Genomic DNA, 5,354 nt, shown 5'->3' on the forward strand with positions numbered 1-5,354 from the left:
TTCAAAGATAAGGCACAGCTTCATTTTATAATAGAATTTTAACAAACAATATTTAGAAAAATGATTTTTCTGTAGAATGTTTTAAAAAACTTTGTTTCAAATTATAATTTGAGAGATCATTAAAAGATTTTGTAAACTTCATATTTGTAAATTTTATAGTTGGCGAAACGGATAGGATAGAGAAAAAAATCTCTTTTTTATCTGTTTTTGGCCTGCTAAAAGGATTTTTCTGCTTATCTTGTAGAATCCAAAACCAATTTTTATGACTATAAATAGACTATTCCTTATCCTTTTTGTACTTGTTTTATCTTCCTGCAGCAATAAAAAAGAACAGGAACTTATTGTGCGTGAAAATGCGCTTTTAGAAAGAGAAAAACAATTTCAAGATAAAGAAGCAGATTATGATAAGCTCTTAAAAATGAGAGACAGTTTATTGTCTGTTTCTAAAGTAAAAGATACACTTCCTAAAATAAAAGAATGGCCAGAAAATCTCAAAGTGGCATGGAATAGCAAAATGATTTGCAGAGAATCTAACTGCAGCAATTATGTTATTGGCGATCAGCGCAGCGAGGTTTGGGAATTTGTGTCAGATTCTACAGGAATGTTTACAAACGTTTTAAGTAATAACGAAATTAAACGTGTTTTTGCTGGACAATATTTAGAAAGCAAAATCGTCCTTGATTCGGCAAAAGAAGCCTCTTCAAAAAACAAAATAAAAGTGAGCGTCGTGCTAGATGATATTAAAAAAAACATCATAAAAGGCACGCAGACTATAACTGGTCAGGATAATTGTATCGCAAAATTCTCAGTCGAACTTACTCCATCTACTAAAAAGTAATTTATGCTACTGAGTATACATCATATAACATTTCCCATCGAAGATCCTCTTTTAAAGTATCTTATTGAAATCATCATTATTTTATGCATTCCGCTTTTATTGAACAAAATAAAGGTGCCGCATTTGCTTGGCCTTATTATTGCCGGTGCTCTTATTGGCCCAAATGGATTTGGAGTACTTTCTAGAGACAGCAGTGTTGTGGTTACAGGAACTACGGGTCTTTTGTATATCATGTTTCTAGCAGGTCTGGAAATTGATATGGCCGATTTTAAAAAGAACAAATGGAAGAGTATTATCTTTTCGATTTTCACTTTTGCCGTTCCGTTTGCTTTAGGGCTTGTAGGCGGTTATTATTTGCTTCATTTTTCACTGCTTACCTCAATTTTGTTTGCGAGTCTTTTTTCGTCGCATACTTTAATTGTGTATCCAATGGTAAGTGGTTTGGGAATTGCTAAAAATCTTTCGGTAAATATTACTGTAGGTGGAACGATGATTACCGATGTACTTTCGCTTTTAGTTTTAGCGGCTATCGTTGGAATGTCACAGGGAGAAGTCGGAACAGCTTTTTGGGTAAAATTATCCGTTTCAATGGTTGTCTTTTCTTTAATTGTACTGCTCATTTTTCCGATAATTGCCAGATGGTTTTTTAAAACTGTAGACGACAAAATATCACAATATCTTTTTGTATTGGTTATGATTTATCTCGCAGCACTTTTGGCTGAATTGGCAGGAATTGAATCGATCATTGGAGCTTTTTTTGCTGGATTGGCTTTAAATAAATTAATTCCGCATACATCATCATTAATGAACAGGGTTGAGTTTGTCGGAAATGCGATTTTTATTCCTTTCTTTTTGATTAGTGTGGGAATGCTGATTGATTTTAATGCTTTTATACAAAGTTGGGAAACTTTATGGGTAGCGTCAATTATGTTGGTGGCATCAATAGGAGGAAAATATGTTGCTGCAATGCTAACAAAGAAAACATTTAGACTAACAAATGATGAAGGACAGCTAATTTTTGGACTGAGTTCGGCATCTGCGGCAGCGACATTAGCTTCTGTTATGGTTGGTTATAATATAATTATTGGCGAAAATGATGCGGGTGAACCTATAAGACTTTTAAACGAACATGTGCTTAACGGTAGTATTCTTCTTATTTTGGTTTCTTGTACCATTTCATCGTTTGTGTCTATGGCGAGTGCACAACGCATTGCACAGGCAGAAAAAGACAATACGGTGTCGGGTGATAGTAAAGAGAAAGAAAATATACTGCTTGCTGTGAACCATGAAGCTACAGTAGAAAAAATGGTGAATCTTGGCTTGATGGTAAAAACGGCATCTAATAAACAGCTTTACGCCGTAAATGTGATTAATGAAGATGCCAATGAATCTTCAGAAAAAAATGCGGAACGAATACTAGAAAGCGCGATAAAAGCCGCTTCGGCTGCAGATGTAGAACTACATCCAATTACACGTCATGACAACGATACAGCGGGCGGAATAAGTAATGTGATAAAGGAAAAAGATATCACCGATCTTATTGTAGGTCTGGAAGGCGGAAAGGGCTTTTCGGCTTCATTTGTATACAATTTGTATAATGGTTATCTCCGAAATAAAAATATCAATTTAATGGTCTATCATGCGGTTCAGCCAGCAGCGACTATTAAAAGATATTTGGTTTTTATTCCAGCAGATGCCGAATTGGATGCGGGATTTTTTCATTCGATGTTAAGAATCTGGAATATTGGCCGTAACTCTGGAGCCAAAATGAGTTTCTATGGAAAGGAAAAAACACTAAATATCTTAAAACGAATCGCTAAAAAAGCTTCTATAGAAGCAACATTTGACGGTTTTGAAACTTGGGAAGATGCTCAGCAAACCGCTCTGAATATTGAAGAAAATGAAGGGTTAATTATTATGATGGGAGATAGGGGAATGCACTCGTATTTTTCGCGAATGCGAGATATTCCAGATCTTTTAAATCTGAAATTCAGTAACAACAACTATATGCTTATTTATCCTTTTTCTAAAACTACCTCAAATAATACCGAAAAAAGATCAGTAAGCAGTCATGATGATTTTGCCGAAATCGGAAAAGCGATAAGAAATATTTTTAAATAAGATTTAAAAGCCGTAAGATAAATATAGAAGCTGAGCTGTTGTACTTGCTCAGCTTTTTAATTTTTGAACCTTTAGTTTATAGCTGGAAATGATGGTCAAACAGTTCTGAAAAGACATAAAAAAAACGCTAAAACTAATGTTTTAACGTTTTTAAAAGCGGTTATTTTTCTATTTTTAAAGTTTTAGTTATTAAATTATTTTTTCCTTTTTCCTTTTCGTCAGGTTGACCGCCACCTACCGCAATCTGAACTTTGTCTTGATATTGTTTTAAGCTTCCGTCTTCGGTTACATAGGAAAGATCTTCTGGAGAAAGATTAAAGCTTACGACAGTACTTTGGCCAGGTTTCAAATTAAATCTTTCAAATCCTTTAAGACTTTTTAAAGGAGCCTTTATTGTCGAATCTAGATTAATCAAGTACAGTTGCGAGACTTCTTCTCCTTCCATTTTCCCTGAATTTGTTACTTTGACAGAAATTGTGATTGGCTGTCCTTTTTTGATTTTTTCTGGGATTTTTAGCTCGCTGTATTTAAACTCGGTATAACTTAAACCATAGCCAAAACCATACAATGGCGTGCCTTTAAAATAACGGTATGTTTTGTTTTCCATTTTATAATCAGTAAACAAAGGTAGATCAGAGTCGCTTTTGTAAAAAGTTACAGGAAGTCTTCCGGCAGGATTATAATCGCCAAAAAGAACATCAGCAGAAGCAGTTCCAGCAGATTGTCCGCCGTACCATATATTGAGTATTGCAGGTATATTTTCCGCCTCCCACGGAACAGCTATTGCACTACCTGTCATCATCAGAAAAACTACGGGTTTTCCAGAAGATTTAAGAGTTTTTAAAAGTTGTGTCTGTATTTCAGGAAGCAATATAGAGGTACGATCTCCGCCGTTAAATCCTGGAACATTTACTGGCATTTCTTCTCCTTCAAGCTGTGGTGAAATACCTCCTACGAAAATGAATGCGTCTGCATTTTTATGACGTTCAATTAAAGTATTGAAATCGGTTTTTATAAAATTTCCTGTTTGCAATGACACTTCGGCTTTTCCTTCACCTTGCCAGTATTCTAGCACTAAATTGTAAATTGCATCTTTTTTGGTTTGAAGTCTATAGGTTTTTTCGCCCCATCGGTTTTTCTCCCAAGCATTTATGACTTCTTTTCCATCTATGATGAATCTGTAGCCATCATCTGCACGAATTTCAAAAGTGATTGAACCATTTTCGTCAGCTTTAAAATTAGTGGTATATCGTGCTGAAAAATGATTTGCTTTGATGTTTTTAGTAATAATTTCTCCTTCTTGCCAAAAATTATTTATTTCAGATTCAGTTCTTGTAGTTTCAGGTTTACCAGACAATGTTTTATTAGTAAAATATTCTGCCTTAAAACCTTGTTTTCCTTCATAAGAATATTGGTTTTTAAGATCTTTGTAAACCAATAGAGTATCATTCGTAAAGTTGACAGCTTTTTCATAAATAACTTCTGTATCGGCGCTTACTTTTTCTTTTATACCCTGTAATACAGTTGGTAACTTAGACGGAGTTCCGTTGTAATTTCCAAGAATGGAGATTGAATTATCTGCATTTGGTCCTAACACAACAATTTTTTTGAGTTTTTTGCTCAATGGCAGCGTATTTTTTTCATTTTTTAGCAGAACTATAGATTGTCTGGCCATTTTTAAAGCATGATTGCTATGTTCTTCACATTCTAAAACAGAACTTGGAGTCTGTGCATATTTAACCATCGAAACAGGATCAAACATTCCTAATTTAAAACGGATCAAGAAAAGGCGTTTTACAGAAATATTAATCTGCTCCTCAGTAATTTTTCCGTTTTTGACAGCTGATACAAGCGATTTGTAAGCGTCGGTTCCACAATCAACATCTGTTCCATGATATACTGCGTCTGCAGCGGCCGATTCAGCATCAGGATGGGTTTTATGATTTTTAAAAAAATCGTCGATAGCCCAACAGTCCGATGTAACATAGCCGTCAAAATGCCATTCTTTTCTCAGAATGTCATTCATAAGAATATCACTTGCACAACAGGGCTGTGTTCTAAATGCATTATAGGCACACATTACTCCAGCTACCTTCGATTCGGTAACTAATTTTTTGAACGCTGGCAAGTAAGTATCCCACAGTTCGTAAGGAGTGACATCAACATCAAAAGTATGTCGTAGAGATTCTGGTCCGCTATGTACGGCGTAGTGTTTTGCGCAGGCTGCAGCTTTTAAGTATTTGGGATCATCACCCTGAAGACCTTTTACAAAAGCGTCACCTAACGTAGCTGTTAAATAGGGATCTTCTCCATAAGTCTCCTGTCCGCGTCCCCATCTTGGGTCACGAAAAATATTGATATTAGGAGTCCAGTAGGTTAGTCCCAAATAACGTTC

At 35.2% G+C, this 5,354-nt stretch carries 3 protein-coding genes; 2 read left to right on the forward strand and 1 reads right to left on the reverse strand.

The window, feature by feature from the left end; all coding sequences use genetic code 11:
• Positions 1 to 262: 262 nt before the first annotated feature.
• Together B3J44_RS10430 and B3J44_RS10435 are read left to right on the forward strand one after the other, a co-directional pair.
• Positions 263 to 838: a hypothetical protein gene (locus B3J44_RS10430; RefSeq protein WP_286968343.1), complete on the forward strand. Its 576-nt coding sequence runs from the start codon at positions 263 to 265 to the stop codon at positions 836 to 838.
• 3 nt (positions 839 to 841) lie between these two features.
• Entirely contained in the window at positions 842 to 2,959 is a 2,118-nt protein-coding gene (locus B3J44_RS10435) for a cation:proton antiporter (RefSeq protein ID WP_286968345.1), read from the forward strand.
• A 160-nt stretch (positions 2,960 to 3,119) separates the two neighbouring features.
• Here B3J44_RS10435 and B3J44_RS10440 read toward each other — a convergent pair.
• Positions 3,120 to 5,354 (reverse strand): beta-glucosidase (locus B3J44_RS10440; protein WP_286968346.1); only part of this gene is annotated, 2,235 nt, incomplete at its 5' end.

It is taken from the genome of Flavobacterium sp. UBA4854 (genome assembly GCF_002399805.1).
Taxonomy (GTDB): domain Bacteria; phylum Bacteroidota; class Bacteroidia; order Flavobacteriales; family Flavobacteriaceae; genus Flavobacterium; species Flavobacterium ginsengisoli.